This is a genomic window from Enterobacter sp. TCD1-1 (assembly GCF_020567405.1).
Lineage (GTDB): Bacteria > Pseudomonadota > Gammaproteobacteria > Enterobacterales > Enterobacteriaceae > Enterobacter > Enterobacter quasiroggenkampii.
On sequence record NZ_JAJCXF010000001.1, the window covers coordinates 1,754,092 to 1,776,116 of the forward strand.

General features: G+C 54.6%; 26 protein-coding genes and 1 other annotated feature. Of the genes, 16 read left to right on the forward strand and 10 right to left on the reverse strand.

Annotated elements, in window-relative coordinates:
• The first annotated feature begins 151 nt into the window (after nt 1–151).
• Together LJA86_RS08505 and cobO are read left to right on the forward strand one after the other, a co-directional pair.
• Nucleotides 152–913 (forward strand): YciK family oxidoreductase, encoded by a 762-nt coding sequence (locus LJA86_RS08505; protein WP_229226011.1) that lies wholly within the window; start codon nt 152–154, stop codon nt 911–913.
• Nucleotides 910–1,500, forward strand: coding sequence for a cob(I)yrinic acid a,c-diamide adenosyltransferase (gene cobO, locus LJA86_RS08510; protein ID WP_229226012.1), 591 nt, complete (start codon nt 910–912; stop codon nt 1,498–1,500). Before LJA86_RS08505 ends, cobO begins: the two co-directional genes overlap by 4 nt.
• Before the next feature lie 35 nt (nt 1,501–1,535).
• Here cobO and rluB read toward each other — a convergent pair whose 3' ends face one another.
• From rluB to rnm, 3 genes are all read right to left on the reverse strand, one after another.
• Complete coding sequence (rluB, locus tag LJA86_RS08515; RefSeq protein ID WP_008502809.1) at nt 1,536–2,411, reverse strand: 23S rRNA pseudouridine(2605) synthase RluB; 876 nt, start codon at nt 2,409–2,411, stop codon at nt 1,536–1,538.
• Between the two features lie 95 nt (nt 2,412–2,506).
• Nucleotides 2,507–3,127: an L-threonylcarbamoyladenylate synthase gene (locus LJA86_RS08520; RefSeq protein ID WP_003856793.1), complete on the reverse strand. Its 621-nt coding sequence runs from the start codon at nt 3,125–3,127 to the stop codon at nt 2,507–2,509.
• Nucleotides 3,124–4,005 carry an RNase RNM gene (gene rnm / locus LJA86_RS08525; RefSeq protein ID WP_229226013.1) on the reverse strand — a complete coding sequence of 294 codons (882 nt, stop codon included), beginning with the start codon at nt 4,003–4,005 and terminating at the stop codon, nt 3,124–3,126. The genes LJA86_RS08520 and rnm overlap by 4 nt, the downstream gene beginning before the upstream one ends.
• Nucleotides 4,006–4,144: 139 nt before the next feature.
• Between rnm and trpL the strand changes: the two genes are divergently transcribed.
• The 9 genes from trpL to LJA86_RS08565 all read left to right on the forward strand — a co-directional run bounded on the left by trpL (nt 4,145) and on the right by LJA86_RS08565 (nt 12,905).
• Nucleotides 4,145–4,189 (forward strand): trp operon leader peptide, encoded by a 45-nt coding sequence (gene trpL, locus LJA86_RS22265; protein ID WP_106993556.1) that lies wholly within the window; start codon nt 4,145–4,147, stop codon nt 4,187–4,189.
• Nucleotides 4,166–4,259: a sequence feature (Trp leader region), on the forward strand. Its footprint overlaps the gene before it by 24 nt.
• 25 nt (nt 4,260–4,284) lie before the next feature.
• Nucleotides 4,285–5,847 carry an anthranilate synthase component 1 gene (locus tag LJA86_RS08530; protein ID WP_063621873.1) on the forward strand — a complete coding sequence of 521 codons (1,563 nt, stop codon included), beginning with the start codon at nt 4,285–4,287 and terminating at the stop codon, nt 5,845–5,847.
• Nucleotides 5,847–7,442 (forward strand): bifunctional anthranilate synthase glutamate amidotransferase component TrpG/anthranilate phosphoribosyltransferase TrpD, encoded by a 1,596-nt coding sequence (gene trpD / locus LJA86_RS08535; protein WP_229226014.1) that lies wholly within the window; start codon nt 5,847–5,849, stop codon nt 7,440–7,442. Before LJA86_RS08530 ends, trpD begins: the two co-directional genes overlap by 1 nt.
• Before the next feature lie 3 nt (nt 7,443–7,445).
• Complete coding sequence (gene trpCF, locus LJA86_RS08540; protein WP_229226015.1) at nt 7,446–8,804, forward strand: bifunctional indole-3-glycerol-phosphate synthase TrpC/phosphoribosylanthranilate isomerase TrpF; 1,359 nt, start codon at nt 7,446–7,448, stop codon at nt 8,802–8,804.
• 10 nt (nt 8,805–8,814) lie between these two features.
• Nucleotides 8,815–10,008, forward strand: coding sequence for a tryptophan synthase subunit beta (gene trpB / locus LJA86_RS08545; protein WP_024907111.1), 1,194 nt, complete (start codon nt 8,815–8,817; stop codon nt 10,006–10,008).
• Nucleotides 10,008–10,817, forward strand: a complete 810-nt coding sequence (gene trpA, locus LJA86_RS08550) for a tryptophan synthase subunit alpha (protein ID WP_045908897.1) — start codon at nt 10,008–10,010, stop codon at nt 10,815–10,817. The genes trpB and trpA overlap by 1 nt, the downstream gene beginning before the upstream one ends.
• A 181-nt stretch (nt 10,818–10,998) precedes the next feature.
• The gene (yedE, locus tag LJA86_RS08555) at nt 10,999–12,210 is read left to right on the forward strand and encodes a selenium metabolism membrane protein YedE/FdhT (RefSeq protein ID WP_229226016.1); all 1,212 of its coding nucleotides are present in this window, start codon (nt 10,999–11,001) and stop codon (nt 12,208–12,210) included.
• Nucleotides 12,207–12,440 (forward strand): sulfurtransferase-like selenium metabolism protein YedF, encoded by a 234-nt coding sequence (yedF, locus tag LJA86_RS08560; RefSeq protein WP_003856774.1) that lies wholly within the window; start codon nt 12,207–12,209, stop codon nt 12,438–12,440. The genes yedE and yedF overlap by 4 nt, the downstream gene beginning before the upstream one ends.
• Before the next feature lie 126 nt (nt 12,441–12,566).
• Entirely contained in the window at nt 12,567–12,905 is a 339-nt protein-coding gene (locus LJA86_RS08565) for a hypothetical protein (RefSeq protein WP_196346458.1), read from the forward strand.
• Between the two features lie 46 nt (nt 12,906–12,951).
• Here LJA86_RS08565 and ompW read toward each other — a convergent pair whose 3' ends face one another.
• Complete coding sequence (gene ompW / locus LJA86_RS08570) at nt 12,952–13,584, reverse strand: outer membrane protein OmpW (protein WP_032674934.1); 633 nt, start codon at nt 13,582–13,584, stop codon at nt 12,952–12,954.
• A gap of 282 nt (nt 13,585–13,866) precedes the next feature.
• On the opposite strand from ompW, the gene LJA86_RS08575 reads away from it, so the two are divergent.
• From LJA86_RS08575 to yciA, 4 genes are all read left to right on the forward strand, one after another.
• Nucleotides 13,867–14,271 carry a YkgJ family cysteine cluster protein gene (locus tag LJA86_RS08575; protein WP_032674935.1) on the forward strand — a complete coding sequence of 135 codons (405 nt, stop codon included), beginning with the start codon at nt 13,867–13,869 and terminating at the stop codon, nt 14,269–14,271.
• A 25-nt stretch (nt 14,272–14,296) separates the two neighbouring features.
• Nucleotides 14,297–15,040, forward strand: coding sequence for a YciC family protein (locus LJA86_RS08580; protein WP_033145752.1), 744 nt, complete (start codon nt 14,297–14,299; stop codon nt 15,038–15,040).
• Nucleotides 15,041–15,096: 56 nt separating this feature from the next.
• Complete coding sequence (locus LJA86_RS08585; RefSeq protein ID WP_028018783.1) at nt 15,097–15,636, forward strand: septation protein A; 540 nt, start codon at nt 15,097–15,099, stop codon at nt 15,634–15,636.
• Between the two features lie 104 nt (nt 15,637–15,740).
• Complete coding sequence (yciA, locus tag LJA86_RS08590; RefSeq protein WP_008502796.1) at nt 15,741–16,136, forward strand: acyl-CoA thioester hydrolase YciA; 396 nt, start codon at nt 15,741–15,743, stop codon at nt 16,134–16,136.
• 39 nt (nt 16,137–16,175) lie between these two features.
• Here the strand turns inward: yciA and tonB are convergent, their stop codons facing one another.
• Nucleotides 16,176–16,898: a TonB system transport protein TonB gene (gene tonB, locus LJA86_RS08595; RefSeq protein WP_048223630.1), complete on the reverse strand. Its 723-nt coding sequence runs from the start codon at nt 16,896–16,898 to the stop codon at nt 16,176–16,178.
• A gap of 220 nt (nt 16,899–17,118) precedes the next feature.
• Between tonB and LJA86_RS08600 the strand changes: the two genes are divergently transcribed.
• On the forward strand, nt 17,119–17,415 hold the full coding sequence (locus LJA86_RS08600; RefSeq protein ID WP_023327637.1) for a YciI family protein: 297 nt from the start codon (nt 17,119–17,121) through the stop codon (nt 17,413–17,415).
• A gap of 39 nt (nt 17,416–17,454) precedes the next feature.
• Here LJA86_RS08600 and LJA86_RS08605 read toward each other — a convergent pair whose 3' ends face one another.
• The 5 genes from LJA86_RS08605 to LJA86_RS08625 form a co-directional block, all read right to left on the reverse strand.
• Nucleotides 17,455–18,408 (reverse strand): bifunctional helix-turn-helix transcriptional regulator/GNAT family N-acetyltransferase, encoded by a 954-nt coding sequence (locus LJA86_RS08605; protein ID WP_229226017.1) that lies wholly within the window; start codon nt 18,406–18,408, stop codon nt 17,455–17,457.
• Nucleotides 18,409–18,690: 282 nt separating this feature from the next.
• Entirely contained in the window at nt 18,691–19,710 is a 1,020-nt protein-coding gene (locus LJA86_RS08610; protein WP_162790825.1) for a ComEC/Rec2 family competence protein, read from the reverse strand.
• A 375-nt stretch (nt 19,711–20,085) separates the two neighbouring features.
• Nucleotides 20,086–20,307 (reverse strand): DNA-binding transcriptional regulator, encoded by a 222-nt coding sequence (locus tag LJA86_RS08615; RefSeq protein WP_014884122.1) that lies wholly within the window; start codon nt 20,305–20,307, stop codon nt 20,086–20,088.
• 76 nt (nt 20,308–20,383) lie between these two features.
• Nucleotides 20,384–21,553, reverse strand: a complete 1,170-nt coding sequence (locus LJA86_RS08620; RefSeq protein WP_032674941.1) for a phage late control D family protein — start codon at nt 21,551–21,553, stop codon at nt 20,384–20,386.
• Nucleotides 21,550–22,014, reverse strand: coding sequence for a phage tail protein (locus tag LJA86_RS08625; protein ID WP_032674942.1), 465 nt, complete (start codon nt 22,012–22,014; stop codon nt 21,550–21,552). The genes LJA86_RS08620 and LJA86_RS08625 overlap by 4 nt, the downstream gene beginning before the upstream one ends.
• Between the last annotated feature and the right edge of the window lie 11 nt (nt 22,015–22,025).

Consider the following 22,025-nt stretch of genomic DNA (forward strand, 5'->3'; position numbering starts at 1 on the left):
AAACCCCGGTCTGGCGTTTAAATATTTGCAAATTGTTAATTTTACAGCAATGCGTCCTGTAGACTGATTGAATTATCAGGCGAATTCGGGCATAAAGCCGAAAAGTCACAAAAGAAGGCGTCTTTGAGTCACCGTGCGCCGAGGAGTCACCTTGCATTATCAACCGCAAAAAAATCTGCTGCAGAACCGCATCATTCTTGTCACTGGGGCCAGCGACGGGATTGGCCGTGAAGCGGCGCTGACCTACGCTGAGTATGGCGCGAGCCTCATCCTGACCGGCCGCAACGAAGAAAAACTTAAAGGGGTGGCGCAGGAGATTGAAGCCGCAGGTGGGACTCCTGCTCGCTGGTACACGCTCGATCTGCTCACCTGCACGCCCGCGTCATGTCAGGAGCTTGCTCACCGCATCAGCACCCATTATCCGCGTCTCGACGGCGTGCTGCACAATGCCGGCTTGCTTGGCGAAGTTCGCCCGATGGATGAACAGGATCCCGAGATCTGGCAGGAGGTCATGCAGGTCAACGTCAACGGGACGTTTTTCCTGACCCAGGCACTGCTTCCTTTATTACTCAAATCGGATTCGGGTTCACTGGTATTCACCTCCTCCAGCGTAGGCCGTGAGGGGCGTGCAAACTGGGGTGCCTATGCCGTTTCAAAATTCGCGACCGAAGGCATGATGCAGGTGCTGGCAGAGGAGTACCAAAGCCGCCATCTGCGCGTAAACTGCATTAACCCGGGCGGTACGCGCACCAAAATGCGCGCCAGCGCCTTCCCAACGGAAGATCCGCAGAAGCTGAAAACGCCGGCAGACATTATGCCGCTCTATCTCTGGCTAATGGGCGACGACAGCCGCCGCAAAACCGGGATGACCTTTGACGCCCAGCCAGGCCGTAAACCAGGAATATCGCAATGAGTGAAGAACGTCACCAGCAGCGCCAGCAGCGTCTGAAGGAACAGGTTGATGCGCGCGTCGCGGCCGCTCAGGATGAGCGCGGGATCGTCATCGTCTTTACCGGCAACGGCAAAGGGAAAACCACGGCCGCATTCGGCACGGCGACACGCGCCGTCGGCCACGGGCAGAAGGTCGGCGTTATCCAGTTTATTAAAGGTGAGTGGCCTAACGGCGAGCGTAATCTGCTTGAGCCCCACGGCGTTGAGTTCCAGGTGATGGCGACCGGATTTACGTGGGACACCCAGAACCGCGAAACCGATACCGCAGCCTGTCTGGCCGTCTGGGAACACGCTAAAAGAATGCTGGCCGATCCTTCACTCAATATGGTTCTGCTGGATGAGATCACGTATATGGTCGCCTACGACTATTTGTCGCTGGAAGACGTGCTTAATGCACTGAAAGACCGTCCCGCCCATCAGACGGTTATCATCACGGGCCGCGGGTGTCATCGGGATATTCTGGAACTGGCAGATACCGTCAGCGAGCTGCGTCCGGTTAAACATGCGTTTGATGCGGGCATCAAAGCGCAAATAGGGATTGATTACTAAAGAAAAAAGCCCGGTGTCTTCACCGGGCTTTTACATTAACCGTTGTTATTACGGCTGCCAGAGCGGCGGTTGCTGCTCACCTGGCTGTGACGCTTCACCGCACGGCGAATCTGGTTCGCCTTCATGCGGCGACGATCTTTCTCCACCGCCACTTTAGAGGTGGTTTCCGGCGTCAGGCCGACCAGCTCGCGCAGGTAGTTGGTCTGGGTCAGATCCAGTTCGGTATATCCCCCACGCGGCAGGCCTTTTGGCAGCAGGATGTCGCCGTAACGGACACGGATCAGGCGGCTAACCTGCACGCCTACCGCTTCCCAGAGACGACGCACTTCGCGGTTGCGGCCTTCGGTCAGGGTCACGTTGTACCACTGGTTGATGCCTTCCCCACCGGTAAATTTGATGGTTTTGAACGCCGCAGGACCGTCTTCCAGCTGAACGCCACGCGACAGGTCGCGCAGTTTATTCTCGTCAACCTGGCCGAACACACGCACGGCGTATTCACGTTCCACTTCACGGCTTGGGTGCATCAGACGGTTTGCCAGTTCACCATCGGTGGTAAACAGCAGCAGACCGCAGGTATTCACGTCCAGACGACCAACGGCAATCCAGCGAGCGCCACGCAGTTTAGGCAGACGGTCAAACACCGTCGGGCGACCTTCCGGGTCATTGCGGGTACACAGCTCGCCTTCCGGCTTGTAGTAAGCCAGCACGCGGCAGATTTGTTCAGCAGACTCTTTCACGGAGATAAGATGACCGTCGATACGGATCTTAAGCCCCGGTACGATTTCTACGCGGTCACCCAGCGTGGCGATTTTACCGTCCACACTCACGCGGCCCGCTTCAATAATGGCTTCGATTTCACGGCGTGAACCGTGGCCGGCACGCGCCAGCACTTTCTGTAACTTCTCGCTCATTGAGCTTCCTCAGGTGTCGCCTTCACAGGCGTCGAATCAGGTCAAAGAGGGCTGAGCCCTGCTTTGATGGCCGCGTAGTATATCTGCTTATACCATTACAAGAAAGGCTTTACGTCACCCACGCCTTCTCGAATCACTTCCGGTGCATCTTCGGTTAAGTCGACCACGGTGGTCGGCTGCTGGCCGAGATAACCGCCATGAATAATCAGCTCGACCACCTTCTCCAGACGATCTTTGATCTCTTCCGGATCGGACTCGGTAAACTCGCTGCCCGGCAGCATCAGCGAGGTAGAGAGCATCGGCTCGCCGAGGGTTTCCAGCAGCGCCTGCGCAATCGGGTTCGACGGCACGCGCATGCCGATAGTCTTACGCTTTTCCTGCAGCAGGCGGCGCGGCACCTCTTTCGTCCCTTTCAGGATGAAGGTGTAGTTGCCCGGCGTGTTGTTCTTGATCAGGCGAAACGCCACGTTATCCACATAAGCATAGGTGGACAGCTCAGAGAGATCGCGGCACATCAGGGTAAAGTTATGCCCGTCCGGCAGCTGGCGAATACGGCAAATGCGTTCCATCGCCCCTTTATCTTCAATTTTGCAGCCCAGCGCGTAGCCGGAATCGGTCGGGTAGACAATCACGCCGCCTTTGCGGACGATCTCCACGGCCTGGTTAATCAGACGTGGCTGCGGGTTGTCCGGATGGATATAGAAAAACTGACTCATACTTCCCTCTCTTCAATTTGCTGCGGCTGTTCCCAGAGCTGCCAGACCGGCTCAACGCCAGCGGGCAGCCAGAGCTTGCGCCCCAGTTCGATCCAGGCGCAGGGCTGATGGAAATCAGAACCCTGTGAGCCAAGCAGACCGTACTGTCGGGCATAGGTCGCGAGCTGCGCGCGCTCATTGGGCGCCTGCTGACACTGGGCGACTTCCATCGCCTCACCACCGTTTTCGGCAAAGTGCGCCAGCAGCCTTTTCAGCCATTTAGCAGAAAGATTATACCGCCCCGGATGGGCCAGCACGGCCTTACCGCCAGAATGATGAATCACATCAATAGCTTGTTTTATTGTACACCACTGTGGCGGAACGTATCCGGTTTTCCCGCGCGCCAGATACTTTTTAAAGACATCCGCCATCGTCGTGGCTTTACCCGCCTCTACCAGAAAACGGGCGAAATGACCGCGCGTGACCGCCCCGCCGTTCGCCAGCTTTTGGGCACCTTCCAGCGCGCCCGGAATATGCGCCTTTTCCAGACGCTCGCCGATCATCTCTGCGCGCTGGTTGCGGCGCGTTTTTTGTTCTTGCAAAAAAGCAGTCAGTGCCGGATGGTCTATATCGATGTTCAGGCCAACGATATGAATCTCATGGTTTTCCCAGACGGTCGAAATTTCGACACCGGACACCAGATTAAGCGCCAGCCCGCTGCGGGCGATCTCGGCGCGCGCCGCCGGAATAGCATCCGTCGTATCGTGATCGGTTATCGCCAGCGTACCGACGCGCATTTCAACGGCACGATGAACCAGGCCTTCGGGTGTCAGCAGGCCATCAGAGGCCTGAGTATGGCTGTGTAAATCATAAATAATAGCGTAGGTGGTATCGCTCAAAGCACTTCCCATAACAGGTTGGAGACATCCGAAACCATCATGATACCGACTTATATCTAAATTCTGAAATCAAGGGTTGACAACACGCCATCGAACTAGTTAACTAGTACGCAAGTTCACACGAGAAAGGTATCTGAAAATGACAGCACATTTCACTCTGCACGGTTGGTGGCGTACTTCCTGATCATCGGGCAGTGTCACGCGTCTGCGAAATGCAAACAGATACCCGCCCGCTACCCAGCGGGCTTTTTTTTGAACAGAATAAATGAGAACACCAACATGCAAACAGCCAAACCCCATCTCGAATTGCTGACCTGCGAGGCGGCCTATCGCCACAACCCGACCGCGCTGTTTCATCAGGTGTGCGGGGCACGCCCGGCAACGCTGCTGCTGGAATCTGCGGACATTGACAGCAAGGACGATCTCAAGAGCCTGCTGCTGGTCGACAGCGCGTTGCGCATTACCGCTCTAGGTGACACTGTCACAATTAAGGCCTTATCAGACAACGGCGCCTCGCTGCTGCCACTGCTGGATGCCGCCCTGCCTTCAGGCATCGAAAACGAACGTCATCCAGAAATGCGCATTCTGCATTTCCCGCCGGTTAGCCAGTTGCTGGATGAAGACGCGCGCCTGTGCTCCCTTTCCGTCTTTGATGCCTTCCGCCTGCTGCAGAACCTGGTCACCGTTCCGCACGATGAGCGTGAAGCGATGTTCTTTGGCGGACTGTTTGCCTACGACCTGGTCGCCGGATTTGAAGATTTACCGGAAACCGAGCAGGGCAATCGCTGCCCGGACTATTGCTTCTATCTGGCCGAAACCCTGCTGGTGATCGACCATCAGAAACAGTACACCCGTATCCAGGCCAGCCTGTTCACGCCTTCGACCGCTGAGAAAAACCGTCTTGAGCACCGTATCGCGCAGCTTCAGCAGCAGATGACGGAAGCGCCACCTGCACTGCCGGTACAGCGCGTGGAAAAAATGACCTGCGATGTGAACCAGACCGACGATCAGTACGGTGCCGTGGTTCGCCAGATGCAAAAAGCGATTCGCGCCGGGGAAATTTTCCAGGTTGTACCGTCCCGTCGCTTCTCTCTGCCCTGCCCGTCTCCGCTGGCCGCTTATGACGTGCTGAAAAAGAGCAACCCAAGCCCGTACATGTTCTTTATGCAGGACAACGACTTCACGCTGTTCGGCGCCTCGCCGGAAAGCTCGCTGAAATATGACGCCACCAGCCGTCAGATTGAGATCTACCCGATCGCCGGAACCCGTCCACGTGGACGTCGCGCAGACGGCTCGCTGGATCGCGATCTCGACAGCCGCATCGAGCTGGAAATGCGCACCGACCATAAAGAGCTCTCCGAGCACCTGATGCTGGTTGACCTGGCGCGTAACGATCTGGCTCGTATTTGCACCCCAGGCAGCCGCTACGTGGCGGACCTGACTAAAGTCGACCGCTATTCGTTCGTGATGCACCTGGTCTCCCGCGTGGTCGGTGAGCTGCGCCAGGACCTCGACGTGCTTCACGCCTACCGCGCCTGCATGAACATGGGCACCCTGAGCGGTGCGCCGAAAGTGCGCGCCATGCAGCTGATTGCCGCCGCCGAAGGGCGTCGTCGCGGCAGCTACGGCGGCGCAGTGGGCTATTTTACGGCCCACGGTGACCTCGATACCTGCATCGTGATCCGCTCCGCCTATGTCGAAGACGGTATTGCCACCGTCCAGGCGGGTGCCGGGATTGTTCTTGATTCTGTTCCGCAGTCTGAAGCTGACGAAACGCGCAGTAAAGCCCGTGCGGTCCTTCGCGCCATTGCTACCGCACACCACGCACAGGAGATTTTCTGATGGCTGACATTCTGCTGCTCGATAATATCGACTCCTTTACCTATAACCTGGCAGATCAGCTGCGTGCGAATGGCCATAACGTCGTTATCTATCGCAACCACGTACCGGCGCAGACCCTGGTTGACCGTCTGGCCACCATGCAAAACCCGGTGCTGATGCTCTCTCCGGGGCCAGGCGCACCGAGCGAAGCAGGCTGTATGCCGGAGCTGCTGACCCGTATGCGCGGCAAGCTGCCGATTATCGGCATCTGCCTCGGTCATCAGGCGATTGTTGAAGCCTATGGCGGCTACGTTGGCCAGGCGGGTGAAATCCTCCACGGTAAAGCGTCCAGCATCGAACATGACGGCCAGGCGATGTTTGCCGGGCTGCCGAATCCGCTCCCGGTCGCGCGCTACCACTCGCTGGTCGGCAGCAACATTCCCGCCGGGCTGACGATCAACGCCTCGTTTGAAGGGATGGTGATGGCGGTACGTCACGACGCGGATCGCGTCTGCGGGATGCAGTTCCATCCGGAATCCATCCTGACCTCCCACGGTGCCCGCCTGCTGGAGCAGACCCTCGACTGGGCGTTACAGAAGCTGGAGCAGACCAACACCCTCCAGCCGATTCTGGAAAAACTGTATCAGGCGCAAACCCTGAGCCAGCAGGAGAGCCACCAGCTCTTCTCCGCCGTGGTTCGCGGCGAACTGAAGCCGGAACAGCTGGCGGCCGCGCTGGTGAGCATGAAGGTCCGCGGTGAAAGCCCGCAGGAGATCGCCGGTGCCGCCACGGCCCTGCTGGAAAATGCCGCCCCGTTCCCGCGTCCGGACTATCCGTTTGCCGATATCGTCGGCACCGGCGGTGACGGCAGCAACAGTATCAATATTTCAACCGCCAGCGCCTTTGTGGCCGCAGCGTGTGGCCTGAAAGTGGCGAAACACGGTAACCGCAGCGTGTCCAGCCGGTCGGGCTCGTCTGATTTGCTCGCGGCATTCGGCATTAATCTCGATATGAACGCCGAACGTTCCCGTGAAGCGCTGGATGACCTCGGCGTCTGCTTCCTGTTTGCGCCGAAGTATCACACCGGTTTCCGCCACGCAATGCCGGTTCGTCAGCAGCTTAAAACCCGCACGCTGTTTAACGTGCTCGGCCCCCTGATCAACCCGGCCCATCCGCCGCTGGCGCTGATCGGTGTCTACAGTCCGGAACTGGTCCTGCCGATTGCAGAGACGCTGCGCGTGCTGGGTTACCAGCGTGCCGCCGTGGTGCACAGCGGCGGAATGGATGAAGTGTCACTGCATGCGCCGACGCTGGTAGCTGAACTGCGCGACGGTGAAATCCTGAGCTACCAGCTGGAAGCCGCTGACTTTGGTTTAACCCCGTATCACCAGGAAGCGCTGGCCGGCGGTACCCCGGAAGAAAACCGTGACATTCTGACGCGCTTATTACAAGGTAAGGGAGAGGTTGCCCATGAGGCCGCCGTTGCTGCCAACGTCGCCATGCTGATGCGTTTGCACGGCGAGGAGGACCTGAAGGCCAACGTTCAAAAAGTTCTGGATGTACTGCGCTCCGGTGCAGCTTACGATCGCGTTACCGCACTTGCGGCAAGAGGGTAAAGAATGCAGACCGTTTTAGCGAAAATCGTTGCCGATAAGGCCATCTGGGTGGAAGCCCGCAAGCAACAGCAGCCGCTTGCCAGTTTTCAGAATGACGTCGTCCCGAGCAGCCGTCGTTTCTATGACGCCCTGCAGGGTGCGCGCACCGCGTTTATTCTTGAGTGCAAAAAAGCGTCTCCGTCTAAAGGCGTTATCCGTGACGATTTCGACCTGGCACGTATTGCCGGCATTTATAAGCATCATGCGTCCGCCATCTCCGTGCTGACGGATGAGAAATATTTTCAGGGCAGCTTCGATTTTCTGCCGATCGTCAGCGGCATCGCGCCGCAGCCGATCCTGTGCAAAGACTTTATCATTGATCCGTATCAGATCTGGCTGGCGCGCTTTTACCAGGCTGACGCCTGCCTGCTGATGCTCTCGGTGCTTGACGACGAGCAGTATCGCCAGCTCTCTGCCGTCGCGCACAGCCTGAAAATGGGCGTGCTGACCGAAGTGAGTAATGAAGAGGAGCTGGAGCGCGCGATTGCGCTGGAAGCCAAAGTGGTAGGCATTAACAACCGCGATCTGCGTGATCTGTCCATTGACCTGAACCGCACGCGCCAGCTGGCGCCGCGTCTGGGATCTGGCGTCACAGTGATCAGCGAATCCGGCATTAACAGCTACGCCCAGGTGCGCGAGCTGAGCCACTTCGCCAACGGTTTCCTGATTGGCTCCGCCATGATGGAACATGACGATCTCAATGCGGCAGTACGTCGCGTGCTGCTGGGTGAAAACAAAGTCTGCGGCTTAACCCGCGAACAGGACGCCCAGGCCGTGTATGAAGCCGGAGCGATTTATGGCGGGCTGATTTTTGTGGATTCCTCCCCTCGCGCGGTCAGCGAAGAGCAGGCGCGTAAGGTCATCGCCGCGGCTCCGCTCAGCTATGTTGGCGTGTTCCGCAATGCAGATATCGCAGAGGTGGTTGAAAAAGCCGACGCGTTATCCCTGAGCGCGGTGCAGCTTCACGGCGATGAAGATCAGGCCTATATCGATGCCCTGCGCGCCACGCTGGCACCGCAGGTACAGATCTGGAAAGCGCAACGCGTTGACGATACGTTGCCCCCGCGTAACCTGAACCACGTGGACAAATACGTCCTCGATAACGGCCAGGGCGGAACCGGCCAGCGTTTTGACTGGTCTCTGCTGAACGGTGAAAAGCTGGACAACGTCCTGCTGGCGGGCGGTTTAAGCCCGGACAACTGTGTAGAAGCCGCGAAAACCGGCTGCGCAGGCCTCGATTTCAATTCAGGCGTAGAGTCCCAGCCGGGTATTAAAGATGCCAGCAAACTGGCCTCGGTTTTTAAAACTCTGCGTGCATATTAAGGAAGAGAAGATGACGACATTACTTAACCCGTATTTTGGTGAGTTCGGCGGGATGTACGTCCCGCAAATCCTGATGCCCGCGCTGCGCCAGCTGGAAGAAGCGTTTGTGAGCGCACAGAAGGATCCGGCATTTCAGGCCGAATTTACCGACCTGCTGAAAAACTATGCAGGCCGCCCAACGGCCCTGACCAAATGCCGCAATCTGACGGAAGGCACGAAAACCACGCTGTATCTTAAGCGTGAAGACCTGCTGCACGGCGGCGCGCACAAGACTAACCAGGTGCTGGGCCAGGCGCTGCTTGCGAAGCGTATGGGCAAAACCGAAATCATCGCCGAAACCGGCGCAGGCCAGCACGGCGTGGCCTCGGCGCTCGCCAGCGCCCTGCTCGGTCTGAAATGCCGCATCTATATGGGGGCGAAAGACGTTGAGCGTCAGTCTCCAAACGTTTTCCGTATGCGTCTGATGGGTGCAGAAGTGATCCCGGTGCACAGCGGCTCCGCGACGCTGAAGGATGCCTGTAACGAAGCGCTGCGCGACTGGTCTGGCAGCTACGAAACCGCGCACTATATGCTCGGTACCGCGGCGGGCCCGCACCCGTTCCCGACCATCGTGCGTGAATTCCAGCGCATGATCGGGGAAGAGACCAAAGCGCAGATCCTCGAAAAAGAGGGTCGTCTGCCGGATGCGGTCATCGCCTGCGTCGGCGGCGGATCTAACGCCATCGGCATGTTCGCAGACTTTATCGACGACACCAGCGTGGGTCTGATTGGCGTCGAGCCTGCGGGTCACGGCATTGAATCGGGTGAACACGGCGCGCCGCTGAAGCATGGCCGCGTGGGGATCTACTTCGGCATGAAATCCCCGATGATGCAGACCGATGAAGGCCAGATTGAAGAGTCTTACTCTATCTCTGCCGGCCTCGACTTCCCATCCGTCGGGCCGCAGCACGCCTATCTGAACAGCACTGGTCGTGCGGACTATGTCTCCATTACCGATGACGAAGCGCTGGAAGCGTTCAAAACGCTGTGCCGCAGCGAAGGGATCATCCCGGCGCTGGAGTCTTCACACGCTCTGGCCCATGCGCTGAAAATGATGAAAGACAATCCGGAAAAAGAGCAGCTGCTGGTGGTCAACCTTTCCGGACGCGGTGACAAAGATATCTTCACCGTTCACGATATTCTGAAAGCACGAGGGGAAATCTGATGGAACGCTACGATAACGTATTTGCAGAACTGAAATCCCGCCAGGAAGGCGCGTTCGTTCCCTTCGTCACCCTGGGCGATCCGGGCCCTGAACAGTCGCTGAAGATCATCGACACCCTGATTGAAGCCGGTGCCGATGCGCTGGAGCTGGGGATCCCGTTCTCTGACCCGCTGGCGGATGGCCCGACCATCCAGAATGCGACGCTGCGCGCGTTTGCCTCAGGCGTCACGCCGACCCAGTGCTTCGAGATGCTGGCGGCGATCCGTCAGAAGCACCCCACTATCCCGATTGGCCTGCTGATGTATGCCAATCTGGTGTTCAACCGCGGTATCGATGAGTTTTACGCAGAGTGCGCACGCGTGGGTGTCGACTCCGTTCTGGTCGCCGACGTGCCGGTTGAAGAGTCCGCGCCGTTCCGCCAGGCTGCGATGCGTCACAATGTCGCCCCTATTTTCATCTGCCCGCCAAACGCGGACGATGAGCTGCTGCGCCAGATTGCCTCTTACGGGCGCGGTTATACCTACCTGCTCTCCCGCGCAGGCGTGACCGGTGCCGAGAATAAGGCCGCATTGCCGCTGCATCATCTGGTGGAGAAGCTGGCCGAGTACCATGCCGCACCGCCGCTGCAGGGCTTCGGGATCTCCTCTCCGGATCAAGTCACCGCGGCGATTGACGCGAAGGCTGCGGGTGCCATTTCCGGCTCTGCGATTGTGAAGATCATCGAGAAGAACGTGGACAAGCCCGAGCAGATGCTGGCCGAGCTGAAGGCGTTTGTGACCGCCATGAAGGCGGCGACGCGTAAAGTCTGATCCCTCCACCGTCTGGCATCCCTGCCAGACGGTTAGCCTTTATTCCCCGCCATCAACAAAGGATGAAGTTAAAATTGATCCTTTCGATATTTTCGGTGTGAATGGCTTTTCAAACTGTCGTGTAAGCGTATGATCTGGACTCTTTTTTATCTTTAATCCTTCTGAGTTCAGAGGCTTATTCATGTCATGGCAATCCTTCAAACAGGCTTACCTGGTTAAGTTCTGGTCACCCGTTCCGGCCGTTATCGCGGCAGGCATTCTCTCTACTTATTATTTTGGCATTACCGGTACCTTCTGGGCCGTAACCGGCGAGTTCACCCGCTGGGGTGGCCAACTGCTGCAACTCGCTGGCGTACATGCCGAAGAGTGGGGCTACTTTAAACTCATTCATCTGGACGGTACGCCGCTCACCCGCATCGACGGGATGATGATCATCGGCATGTTCGGCGGCTGCTTCGCTGCCGCGCTGTGGGCAAACAACGTTAAGTTGCGTATGCCCAAAAGCCGGATCCGCATTGTGCAGGCGGTTGTCGGCGGCATGATTGCCGGATTCGGCGCGCGTCTGGCGATGGGGTGTAACCTTGCCGCCTTCTTTACCGGGATCCCGCAGTTTTCGCTTCACGCCTGGTTCTTTGCCGTCGCCACGGCCATCGGCTCTTACTTTGGCGCAAAATTCACCCTGCTGCCGCTGTTTCGTATTCCAGTGAAAATGACAAAAGTCAGCGCAGCATCTCCGTTAACCCAGAAGCCCTCTCAGGCCCGCCGCCGTTTCCGCCTCGGGATGCTGGTCTTTTTCGCCATGGTGGCATGGGCGCTCTGCACCGCCCTGAACCAACCTAAGCTCGGTCTGGCGATGCTGTTCGGTGTGGGTTTTGGTCTGCTCATTGAACGCGCGCAGATCTGCTTTACCTCCGCGTTTCGCGATATGTGGATCACCGGGCGCACGATGATGGCGAAGGCGATTATCGCCGGGATGGCGGTCAGCGCCATCGGCATCTTCAGCTATGTTCAACTGGGCGTCGAACCAAAAATCATGTGGGCCGGTCCTAACGCGGTCATTGGCGGCCTGCTGTTCGGCTTCGGGATCGTGCTGGCTGGCGGGTGTGAAACCGGCTGGATGTATCGCGCCGTCGAAGGCCAGGTGCACTACTGGTGGGTGGGTCTGGGAAATGTGATTGGCTCGACGATCCTGGCGTACTACTGGGATGACGTGTCTCCCGTCCTGGCCACCAACTGGGATAAGGTCAACCTGCTGAAAACCTTCGGGCCTCTCGGCGGCCTGCTCGTCACCTACGCCCTGCTGTTGGTCGCTTTTTTACTGGTCGTCGCACAGGAGAGACGTTTCTTCCGCCGTGCGAGCGTTAAAACAAAAACGCAGGAGAATGCAGCATGAAAGAGATTGTGCCTGATTATCGTCTGGATATGGTTGGCGAGCCCTGTCCATATCCGGCGGTGGCTACGCTTGAAGCGCTGCCGCAGCTTAAGAAAGGTGAAATTCTGGAGGTGGTCAGCGACTGCCCGCAGTCCATCAACAACATACCGCTGGATGCGAAAAACCACGGTTATACGGTGCTGGATATCCAGCAGGATGGCCCAACCATTCGCTATCTGATTCAAAAATGATCGTTAAGGGCCTCGTCAGGGGCCTTTATCGTATTGAATTATAAGACATCTTGATCCACGGCAAAAACGTGATTTTTGACTTAAGTAAAATCTCATTTCCCTTTTGAAGGAGGTTTTCGCGGTTTGATGTATTTACGAGCTTTACTGGTTTTCGCCTTATTGATTCCCTTCCATGCGCTGTCCCTGAATTTTTCTTCTACCTTCCTGCGCCTTAATTGTCCGCAAAGAGGACTTGTCGAGGTTATTCTTCACGTTTATGACCATACCCAGGAACGGTGGCGCGGTCATTTTGAAACCGGCGCGGGACATAAACGTGCGGGTGATACCGAAATTATCCCGTTTGCCAACGGCGATATTCTCTTCCATTCCCTGTCCAGCGACGCTTTCAGCTATTTATATGATGGGGAAACGATCCTGAGGCACTGCGTAAAGCTTGATGAGCGGCCGGTTTATCCGTCGTTTTGATGTGAGCAAAGCAAACTGGCCACCCTGTGGCCAGTTTGACGTGGGATCAGAAACGATAACCCGCAGAGAACATAAACACCCACGGATCCAGGCGAGTATTGATACTTTGCTGCTGGCCGCCCGCCTTGAAGCGTACGTCCGTATCAATATCCATATACCAGACCGAGGCGTTGATCAGCCAGTCGCGGTTAATCAGGTAATCCAGACCGACCTGTCCCGCCATGCCCCACGAATCTTTCAGGCTGAGGTCCGTCAGACCCGCCTCTTTACCGGTATCGTTGAATTTCTCATCAAAGAAGGTGGTGTAGTTCACACCGGCGCCAATATATGGACGCACCTTGCTGCTTGAGTCGCCAAAGTACCATTGCGCCATCAGCGTTGGCGGTAAATGGTGAACCGTGGCGATATCACCGGTTGGTCCTAAACCGACGCGATGACGGAACGGCGTTGCGGCCAGAAGCTCAACGCCCACGTTATCCGTCGCCATCCAGGTAAAGGTTAAACCTAACTGGGTGTTATTACTGACGTTAAAACCGCCCATTCCCAGCACGTTATCCGATCCTTCAGTTGGGCGAACCGTAGCCGAACCGGCACGAATAAAGAATTCGCCTGCTTCATGCGCATACGCGCCGCCAGAGAGACTGCTTAATACAAGGGCTGCCACCGCTAATTTTTTCATATCCGCTCCATCGTTGTGGTTTTAATCGCGGATGAGAATATACTCACAAAAGGGTAATAAGTGATCTGCCACAGATCACATTAAAACCAGTAACTTAACATTCATTGATCTGGATTAATTTTTTGTTACGCATCCAAAACCAGTAAGTTGTTTCCATGTCAATTTTTGGCATTTCACGGTTACAAAATTTTCCCTTTTCCCCCTCTTGCTCTTCCTCTGGCGGCTGGATAATTTATCGCTCTCACAAGTTGATTTGATGCGTTCTTCTTTTGCAGGTGTGCCATGAGTGATATTAACCCGTGCATGACGTGCGGAGCCTGTTGTGCGTATTTTCGAGTCTCTTTCTACTGGGCCGAAGCCAGCGATGGCGGCGGTACCGTTCCGGTTCATCTTACCGAGCCGTTAACCCCCTTTCTGCGCTGCATGAGCGGCACGAACCAAAAGCAGGCCCGCTGTGTGGCGCTACAGGGTGAGCCTGGGGTCGCGACCCGCTGTTCCATCTATGAGGATCGCCCCAGCCCGTGCCGGGAATTTGCCATGTCGGGGGAAGATGGGCAGGTCAACGAAGCCTGTAACCGCGCCCGCGCCCGCGTTGGATTACCGCCGCTTTACAAAGATATGCTTTTCCATACAAGCCTTGATGCTGCCACAGCAGGTGCATCCGGTGTACAATTGCCGGCTAATTAACACCTGCAATACTCAAGGAGAGTGCATGTCTATCACGGCGAAGTCTGTCTACCGTGACACGGGAAACTTTTTCCGCAATCAGTTCATTACCTTTTTACTGATCGCGTTGCTTTGCGCCTTTATCACGGTGGTGCTGGGTCATGCGTTCTCACCGAGTGAAGAACAGATTGCCAGCCTGAGCCAGGGCGACCATCTTGCGGGCAGCGTGGGGTTGTTTGAGCTGGTGCAAAACATGACGCCTGAGCAGCAGCAAATTCTGCTGCGCGCTTCTGCCGCGTCCACGTTCTCAGGCCTGATTGGTAATGCGGTTCTGGCGGGCGGCGTTTTGCTGATGATTCAACTGGTATCGGCAGGTCACCGGGTCAGCGCCTTACGGGCGATTGGTGCCAGCGCGCCGGTCTTACCGAAGCTGTTTATCCTGATCTTTTTGACCACCCTGCTGGTGCAGATGGGGATTATGCTGGTCGTGGTGCCGGGGGTATTACTGGCTATCGTGCTCTCATTTGCCCCGGTGATGGTCGTGCAGGATAAGATGGGTATTTTTACCGCGATGCGCAGCAGCATCAGACTGGCATGGGCTAATATGCGTCTGGTGGCGCCCGCCGTGATCGGCTGGCTGCTGGCCAAAACGCTGCTGTTATTGTTTGCGCCGAATTTTGCGGTATTAACGCCTAATGTTGGCGCCGTGGTGGCGAATACGCTGAGCAATCTCATTTCAGCGGTACTGCTCGTCTATCTGTTCCGCCTGTATATGTTAATTCGTCAGTAATCCCGAGGCGGGGGGCATCGCTGTCTCCCGCCCCGCTCAGAAGATGGAATCACAGAATGAAGCAGTTTCTTGATTTTTTACCACTCGCGGTGTTTTTCGCTGTCTATAAGTTGTACGACATTTTTGCTGCAACAAAAGCATTAATCGTTGTGACCGCCGTTGTGCTGATCTATAGCTGGATTCGCTATCGCAAAGTCGAAAAAATGGCGCTTATTACGTTCATCCTAGTGGCGGTGTTCGGTGGATTGACCATTGCCTTGCATGATGTTGAATTTATTAAGTGGAAGGTGACTGTTATTTATGCATTGTTTGCAGCAGCATTACTGTTCAGTCAATGGTTCATGAAAAAGCCCCTTATCCAGAGCATGTTAGGTAAAGAACTCACGCTGCCGCAGGTAGTCTGGTCGCGTCTGAATACTGCCTGGGCAATCTTCTTTATTCTCTGCGGTCTCGCTAATATCTATATCGCCTTCTGGCTGCCGCAGGATATCTGGGTCAACTTTAAGGTCTTTGGCCTGACTGCGCTGACGCTTATCTTCACGCTGTTAAGCGGTGTATACATCTATCGTCATATGCCGCAGGACGACAACCACTGATTACTGACTGACCAGAACGTCAACGACGGGCGTTCTGGTCTATTCTCTCCGCACGCGAATCATAGTAGCATCCCGCCTGAAGTCTTCCGTTACGAGTTAAAACAATGACAACAACTAACGCCCCTCAGGGCGAACTGGTTTTACGCACACTGGCAATGCCCGCTGACACCAATGCCAATGGCGATATTTTTGGCGGCTGGCTGATGTCGCAGATGGATATGGGCGGCGCAATTCTGGCAAAAGAGATTGCCCACGGGCGCGTGGTCACCGTGAGAGTGGACGGCATGACCTTCCTGCGCCCGGTTGCGGTGGGTGATGTGGTTTGCTGCTACGCGCGCTGCGTGAAACGCGGTAATACCTCCATTTCCATCAACATCGAAGTCTGGGTCAAGAAAGTCTCTTCTGAGCCGATTGGGCAACGTTATAAGGCCACTGAAGCGCTGTTTATTTATGTCGCCGTGGACAGCGAGGGTAAACCTCGTCAACTTCCACAGGCCTGATCGACAGGCAAAAAAAAAGCCTCCTTTCGGAGGCTTTTTTTATTCCATCTGCGCCCCGCCGTTCAGGCGGAAAACAATATTGACGATCAATCCGCTACCCGGCTTGCCTGGCTCATAGCGCCATCTGCGCATAGCAGATTTCACTTCGCGCTCAAACATATTAGAAGGTTGCGCAGATAAGATTTCCACGTTATCCACGCGGCCATCCGCAGTGACATCAAACTTCACCCGTACGCGGCCTTCAATACGCAAGGCCTGAGCTCGCGCCGGATACTGAGGCTGATTGCGGCTTACGGCTCGCGGGCCCGCTGGCGCGGTAACCGTTGGCTTTGACGTCGTTGCCGTATTGTTCATCACCGGACGTGAAGGCGCTGAATTTTCTACCGGCTGGGTCGCGCGCGGTTCAACCGGACGTTCCTCGCGTTTCGGACGCTCCTCAACCTTCTTCACCGGCTTTGGCTTCGGCTTAGGTTTTGGCTTCGGTTCAGGTTTGTGGATCACCACCGGGGCTTCCTTCGGTGGCTCCGGAACGGGTTCGGGTTCTGGCTCCGGTTCAGCCACCGGCTGTGGCGGCGGAGGGGCAACCTGCGGCGGTTCAAGATCCGCTGGCGATACCATCGTCACGGAAATCGGCTGCGCGGGCGCGGGCATTTCAATAACCTGATGAACCGAGGTATACAGCAGCCCCGCCACAACGGCACCGTGAATCACGACAGAAAGCAGCGTCGGCCAGGGAAAGCGGCGAGGTAAATCAAGGGTCATCGAAGTCATATTCATCAACGTTAAAAAACCGAACCCTGATTTTAAATGCAAATAGCAATCATATTCAATAAGACACTTTGCTCTGGCGCAATTTTAGCGCCTGAGAGGCCAAAAAAGGCGCATTCAGATCAGGGTATTAACATTGTTTTTATTTTACATTGCAGTCGTTTGCCCTTTCACATAACGTAACTGACACTTTTACCGGTTAAGGAGCTCCGCCGTGTTTTACGTGATTTACTCTGAAGATGTTGCTGATTCGCTCGAAAAACGCCAGTCTGTGCGCCCTGCGCATCTGGCACGTTTGCAGTTGCTTCAGGATGAAGGCCGATTACTGACCGCTGGCCCCATGCCCGCAGTAGACAGCAACGATCCGGGTGCTGCCGGTTTCGCCGGCTCCACGGTTATTGCTGAATTTGAATCCCAGGAAGCCGCTCAGGCCTGGGCTGACGCAGACCCGTACGTTGCAGCGGGTGTGTATGCAAAAGTGACGGTCAGACCGTACAAGAAAGTGTTCTGATACCAAATCGGCTCCGAAAGGAGCCTTTTTTAGGCGCGATTACGCCCCTCTGTACCGGGTAAACTGCTGCTCTGTAATCAGGCTCCCCCACTGGTCGCCTTCCCACTCCTTTACCAGCGTAAACCCAAACGACTCGTACAGACGCCGGGCGGCGGTCAGCTTATTGAACGTCCAGAGGTGCACGGCAGAAAAACCGCCACTGTCGCAGAACCGCATCGCTTCATTCAGCAGTTTTTTCCCCACGCCGTGTCCCCGGCAGCCATCATCAAGAATAAACCAGCGAAGATGGGCTTCACCCGGCGCCAGATCCTCGCCATCGATTGCCACCGAGCCGACAATTTTATCGTTGAGCACTGCCAGCCAAATCTGATTACAGGGCTTCTCCAGTCTTTCACTGAACTCGGCCAGCCCTGAAGCCACTTTAGCCTCGAAGAAGCGACCAAAGTTATGTTCGCGCGAATAATAGCTGCCATGCATCTCCGCGATACGGCCAATCATGCCGGGGATGTACCCCTGCACTATCTTCAGCTCGTCGGGCTGCATATCGCTGCCCGCTTCACGGCATGCCAGCAGCGCGTTGGCATAAAGGGAGAGCCCCTCAGAAATGGTCTGCTGCTGAGCAGGAGCAAGACGCTTTATTGCTGTGACCACGCGCTCATTGCTGAAGGCATTAATTTTGCTGACCGTCTCGTGACCTTTCGCAGTCAGCCTGAGGCTCTTCGCTCTCGCATCCTCAACAGAAATGACTTCCTCGAGTTCGCCTGCGGCAATCAGGCGAGCCAGCATCCGGCTGACGCTGGACTTTTCCAGGCCCAGCAGTTGCACCAGCTGGCTCGCCGTCATCTCTTTGCGTAGAGCAATTTCGACCAGAGTATGGACGGCCGAAGGCGAGTAATTCGTTGAGGCCAGGGTAGACCCCATAAAACCTAACTCTCGCACCATCAGGCGCGAGGAACGTCGAATAACACTGACTACCGGGGTTTCACTGTGCATGTTATATCCTCACCATTTAGTTGTACTATACAACTAAATGGTGAGGGATTGTCAAACATAATAAAAAAGGCTCCCGCAGGAGCTTTTGAAAACGCTTCAACAGAATGAAATAAAAGGATTTATTTCATGCCGCGTCCACAGATTGACCACATCGATAGAGGAAGTCCCGCAAATGCGGGGCTAACCTCTCAATGGTCTGGATAAAATAACAATACATATAGAAAGTAACTTGAGCAGTTTGGGCGCCTACTCAAAGGGAGCTACGGACGCTTTGTTAACACCTTATATAATAACTGCAGCAGCATTTGCTATTGGTCCAGAGTGAGCACTCTCAGTTAAAACCCCATTTTTAATCACATCGTTAGTGTAGTATACCGCCGAACCTGATTTATTTAACATGTCAATTACTTCAGTGTTTGGATGAGTATCTCTTGCCCTGCCAAACTTGCCATTGTTATGCGAGATAATAGCCACGCTCGGTGAAATTTTTGATAAGATTGTTTTACTTAAGTTTTTTATACTCCCATGATGAGGGACTTTTAGAACATCTGCTTTTAAACAATACTTACTATTAATTAAGCGATTAAAAACAGAGCGATCCGCATCACCAGTCATTAAATATACTAAACCTACGTTTTCCTCATGATATTTGAATACCACACTAATTTTATTCGCATCGAACTCAAGAAATCTCTTAATTGCTTTCTCTATAGTAACATTACCATTGCGCGTTAATTTTTTTATTATATTAATCGCTATTATTACAAAGGTTCTCCCTGAATATCCTTCAGGATATGTTATATTGTTAAATGGAGTATCCTGATTTAGAATGTCATTTACACTTGTTCCATTATCTTGTAAAAACAATTCAATCTCTTGAAGTGAAACTTCTGATGTATCTTTTTTGCTGAAGATTTTATTTGGATCCAAGGGAGGGTTCAATACTTCCATATGTCCACAACCTCCAAATGTTGATCCTTCACACAATAATTCAACACGCTGGAATGCTGTTGGTATTTTAATGAACTGCCCCCTCAATAATTTATTTAATATTTTGTATATTTCGGGAAAGTAAGCGGGTATATAAAGGGTGTCTACAATGAAGTTGCTGCCATTAAATTTCCCACATATATGGTCATCGTGAGAATGTGTTATAAGAAGATCTATCACCGGTGAATTAATATTGCATGTAAAACTTGACGGCCCCAAATCAATGTAGAGTGGCTTTTGTGAATTAAACACACAAGAGTCACTTTCAAGCATTATTGCATCACCTTGTCCGCAATTAAATACAGTTAACATATTCCCTCTTAGTTTAAAACTATAGCGTGAGATCTAAACACTAAAAACATAGCATGAAAAAAACCCACTTTCTATTGATTTACTCAATTAGCCTCAAACGTCCCTACCCTGAGTTACGTAAAATGATATGCTTACAGCAGTTGATGATGAATTCATATAAGCATTAACGTTCGGACTTTTGCGCCACCCAAAGTCAAACCAGAATGAGACTTAATGCAAAATAATTTGAATAACTGAACGAATAGTGAAATATTCTGAAAAATCATAGTCTGCATACAGTTAATTACATTAAGTCAATTTGCGCTTCTGGCCCTTTACCGATATTTATGTAATTTAAAACACACAAAAGCCCCGCATTGCGGGGCTTTCTTTTAGTCACTGCCAATGGATTTGTTGCTGGCCGGATGATGTCGGGTGCGGTGCCGCTGGTACTACTACTCCCGGCGATACAATAAAGCGCTCGACCGTTTCGGTGGTCACAAACGTCGCGCTGCAGTTGATGTTTGTGCACTGGTGATAGCGCTCTTTGGTCGTGTCGGTAAAATAGCGACTTGTGCGGGCGTGAGCGGCAAAATGACATTTTGGACAGTGAAACATGGCGAGCACCTCAATTAATTTCCGATGCATTAATTTTACTCACTTTACCCATATATAACAAATACTTAAAAACAAATCACTGCGTTACTTCTTCGCTTTCGTACTCCACATCCGAAACCTTAACCTCAAGCTCTAAGCCCGTCGTGTAGCCGCTCCCGTTGAGGTTATGCACCACCCGGCTGATTATCCAAGACTGCTCGTCTATAACGCGCTTAAAGCCTTTGACCGCTATCGGCGTTTCAGGAAATAAATCTGCCCGGCCAATCGCCAGCGAGATTGAAAACTCCGCGACGCCGCGCTGCAGCTTGTCCCACTTCGCCTGAGCGGCGCGCATGGCCTGCGCCTTTGTCGCGTAAATGGTCGTCAGCTCCAGCACGTTGTCAGCCTCACCGGCCATATACTCACCCTCGCGCGCTTCCTGCTCTTTTTTGGCTTTGGCCCTTGCCGGGGCTTTGGTCGCTTTCGGGTGCTGCAGCGCGCGGAGGTGTTTCTCTTTGGGCTTTCTCTTGAGCGTCACCTTTTGCTTTTGCGGCTTCGGGTCTTTGGTGTGCAGCCACTTTGCCGTCACGCCGGTATAGGCTTCCCGGTCAGCAATCGCAAACTGATGACGATCGCCGTCGCCGCGCTCAAGCGTCATCTGCGGAATGGGCTTTCCGCTGGCCGTCTTACCGCTCCCCGCTTTCAGGAATAACAGTTTTCCCGCTTTTACCGAAACCGCCGCACCGTTCCGGTCAGCCAGGCGGGAAAGAAACACCGCGTCCGATTCCTGCGACTGGTCAATGTGAGGCACGGCGACGGCTTTCAGCGTGTCGACCACGCTGGCCGTCAGCTTATTGCGTGCCGCAATCGTCTCGACAATTTGCCCGAGCGTGGTGTCATGCCATGACTGTTCCCGGCGCGAGTTCAGCGACCCGCGAAAATCGGCGCTTCGCCCCCGGATGGTAAGCGTATCAGGTGCGCCCCTGTGCTCGATTTCGTCAACCGTGAACGTACCTTTTTTTATCAGCGCGGATCCCTGCCAGCCTAACCACAGCGTCAACGTTGCGCCACGCGGTGGCAAAGCTATCTGGCCGTCAGTGTCATCGAGCTCGATATCGAGCTGGTCGGCCTCGAATCCGCGATTGTCGGTCATGGTCAGGCTGATAAGGCGGTCACTAAAATCCTGGGTGATATCGTCGTTATCGAGCTTGAGCATAAACGCCGGGGCAATCTTCGCCCCGGCCTGAATATCCATTCCTGTAATCATCCTGCCAGCCCTCCCAGCCAGTCACCGGTAGACGTGACCAGATTGTCGGCCTGCGTTTTCAGGTCGCCATAAATGGCCGCCAGCGATTTATCGACCCGCTTAAGGGAAAGGCTAAACTCGATTTTTCTCGCCGCTCCGTCGCTGAATAGCTCGGTGTGCGTGTGCGTCACTTTGTCGATGACATACATGCCGTGGATCATGCCCGTTCCGTCAATCAGCGGCCACGCTCGCCCCTCGTCTGCCATCAGCTCGATGGCGGTCAGTGACAGACGTCCGCCGGTAATTTCGGGATAGAGCACACCCGACAGCGTGCGCGTGGTTTCACCTTCCCCGAGATACTGGTAAGCAGGTGGCTTGCCGATACGGTCGTTTGACGCCCAGCGGTAATCCTTCGAATACTGCATGGACTGATAGGGCAGCGTGCGGCGCTCAAACACAAACAAACCCAAAACCATTAACATGCTTTATCCCC

Excerpts from the sequence above, each read along its gene's own strand:
- cobO (WP_229226012.1), top strand. The coding sequence starts at position 910 with ATGAGTGAAGAACGTCACCAGCAGCGCCAGCAGCGTCTGAAGGAACAG.
- rluB (WP_008502809.1), bottom strand. The coding sequence starts at position 2,411 with ATGAGCGAGAAGTTACAGAAAGTGCTGGCGCGTGCCGGCCACGGTTCA.
- LJA86_RS08520 (WP_003856793.1), bottom strand. The coding sequence starts at position 3,127 with ATGAGTCAGTTTTTCTATATCCATCCGGACAACCCGCAGCCACGTCTG.
- LJA86_RS08530 (WP_063621873.1), top strand. The coding sequence starts at position 4,285 with ATGCAAACAGCCAAACCCCATCTCGAATTGCTGACCTGCGAGGCGGCC.
- trpD (WP_229226014.1), top strand. The coding sequence starts at position 5,847 with ATGGCTGACATTCTGCTGCTCGATAATATCGACTCCTTTACCTATAAC.
- trpCF (WP_229226015.1), top strand. The coding sequence starts at position 7,446 with ATGCAGACCGTTTTAGCGAAAATCGTTGCCGATAAGGCCATCTGGGTG.
- trpB (WP_024907111.1), top strand. The coding sequence starts at position 8,815 with ATGACGACATTACTTAACCCGTATTTTGGTGAGTTCGGCGGGATGTAC.
- trpA (WP_045908897.1), top strand. The coding sequence starts at position 10,008 with ATGGAACGCTACGATAACGTATTTGCAGAACTGAAATCCCGCCAGGAA.
- yedE (WP_229226016.1), top strand. The coding sequence starts at position 10,999 with ATGTCATGGCAATCCTTCAAACAGGCTTACCTGGTTAAGTTCTGGTCA.
- yedF (WP_003856774.1), top strand. The coding sequence starts at position 12,207 with ATGAAAGAGATTGTGCCTGATTATCGTCTGGATATGGTTGGCGAGCCC.
- LJA86_RS08565 (WP_196346458.1), top strand. The coding sequence starts at position 12,567 with ATGTATTTACGAGCTTTACTGGTTTTCGCCTTATTGATTCCCTTCCAT.
- ompW (WP_032674934.1), bottom strand. The coding sequence starts at position 13,584 with ATGAAAAAATTAGCGGTGGCAGCCCTTGTATTAAGCAGTCTCTCTGGC.
- LJA86_RS08575 (WP_032674935.1), top strand. The coding sequence starts at position 13,867 with ATGAGTGATATTAACCCGTGCATGACGTGCGGAGCCTGTTGTGCGTAT.
- LJA86_RS08580 (WP_033145752.1), top strand. The coding sequence starts at position 14,297 with ATGTCTATCACGGCGAAGTCTGTCTACCGTGACACGGGAAACTTTTTC.
- LJA86_RS08585 (WP_028018783.1), top strand. The coding sequence starts at position 15,097 with ATGAAGCAGTTTCTTGATTTTTTACCACTCGCGGTGTTTTTCGCTGTC.
- yciA (WP_008502796.1), top strand. The coding sequence starts at position 15,741 with ATGACAACAACTAACGCCCCTCAGGGCGAACTGGTTTTACGCACACTG.
- tonB (WP_048223630.1), bottom strand. The coding sequence starts at position 16,898 with ATGACCCTTGATTTACCTCGCCGCTTTCCCTGGCCGACGCTGCTTTCT.
- LJA86_RS08605 (WP_229226017.1), bottom strand. The coding sequence starts at position 18,408 with ATGCACAGTGAAACCCCGGTAGTCAGTGTTATTCGACGTTCCTCGCGC.
- LJA86_RS08610 (WP_162790825.1), bottom strand. The coding sequence starts at position 19,710 with ATGTTAACTGTATTTAATTGCGGACAAGGTGATGCAATAATGCTTGAA.
- LJA86_RS08615 (WP_014884122.1), bottom strand. The coding sequence starts at position 20,307 with ATGTTTCACTGTCCAAAATGTCATTTTGCCGCTCACGCCCGCACAAGT.
- LJA86_RS08620 (WP_032674941.1), bottom strand. The coding sequence starts at position 21,553 with ATGATTACAGGAATGGATATTCAGGCCGGGGCGAAGATTGCCCCGGCG.
- LJA86_RS08625 (WP_032674942.1), bottom strand. The coding sequence starts at position 22,014 with ATGTTAATGGTTTTGGGTTTGTTTGTGTTTGAGCGCCGCACGCTGCCC.